Below are 1,312 nucleotides of genomic sequence, written 5' to 3' on the forward strand. Positions count from 1 at the left end.
CTCCCGAATATCCAGTGATAGCGATTTGCCCATGTTCCACCTCCAAATATAGTGAATCACAAAATCCGCATCGTGGGAATCCCACCGATTCAGATTTCAAGGACGGCGCTCTAGAATGATTGACATCTCACCAAAGCGAAGCTCTTTTTGCTTAAGAGTACATAAAATTGGAGATTGATTTATGCGCTATGTTTGGATGAATGCGGTTCTCTCGATATGTTGCATTGTCTCAGGGATTTCGTCTCCCGCGCTTGCTGGCACCGATGAGGTCTGCGGTATCTCAGCCAAGAATGTGCCCATGGAACTGGTCGAGCCTTTAGATAGAATTCGAACCGGCGATTATATCCAATTTGTAGACTTAATTGATCCTAATAAAAAAGTCGCGCCTGAAAAAAGGTTGAACTTGTCATCCGGTCTTGAGGAATATGCGGAAGATGGGTTCGCATCATGTACGGTTCTTATTTCAGAAAATAAAAAATTATATTATACTAGTTTTGTAGTATTTCACGACGATAGTAGAACCTTGTTCGCTTTTTTTGCGCTCGGGAACATTGGTGGAAAATGGGTTTTCATTAAAACTCATGTCTCTTCAGATTTTGATGAAGTATATGATTTTGTGAGGTGATTTATGGTTGAAGTATCTTTTGGATTATCAGTTGTAGACGGACAAGTTGGCCCCGACTGGCTTAATGTTAATGGAGATATATCTTTCTCCGCTACATTCGGAAAGGATGGGTATAGCGGCCCTAGTTTTTCAGGCGACGCTACTCTTTCCGGGACCGCCGGAGCGTTTACAGGAAGTCTTACAGCCCCAATAATTGGTGAGGGTGAACTAGGAAAAGGTGTGGGTTTAGGCTTTCCGGATAGTGAGTCTGATAGTTTTGGTCTCCCCGAGCTTAATGTCAGCTAGCAAGTCGACGAGGTCAATGACTTTCAGTTTATTGTTGCTGTTTTTTCGCTTGGTTTCAGGTTCCCAGAAAAAGAGCGAATCTACAATGGGACGGATTATGCTGTTTATGTGAAAGGCTGGGGCATGGTCCCAGTTACAAAAGATAACTTTGAGGAAAACTATAATAGAGTGGGGCGAGCGGAAACCCTGAGGGACTACTATCAAGAGCTTGGCGGCAATGGAGCGCAAGAAAAGAATCGCGCAATCAACCAATTTAAGAAGGATATCAGAGAAGTTGGTTTTGATGTGACCTGCCCCCCGAAACTTCCCTCGTTCTGATGTAGAGTTTGCTCAACCTTTTGAAGGAGCAAACGAATGCGAAAGAGCCGTTTCACGGAAGTCCAAATCATTGGGATGATCAAA

1 protein-coding gene is annotated in these 1,312 nt (G+C 43.6%); it reads left to right on the top strand.

Features of this window, described 5'->3' with window-relative positions; genetic code table 11:
- Positions 1–181: 181 nt before the first annotated feature.
- On the top strand, positions 182–625 hold the full coding sequence (locus ACW9UQ_RS18610) for a hypothetical protein (protein ID WP_458932479.1): 444 nt from the start codon (positions 182–184) through the stop codon (positions 623–625).
- The last annotated feature ends 687 nt before the right edge of the window (positions 626–1,312 follow it).

Source organism: Halovulum sp. GXIMD14793 (genome assembly GCF_054457435.1).

Bases quoted from the DNA above. Each gene is read 5' to 3' on its own strand.
- ACW9UQ_RS18610 (WP_458932479.1), top strand. From the start codon at position 182: ATGCGCTATGTTTGGATGAATGCGGTTCTCTCGATATGTTGCATTGTC.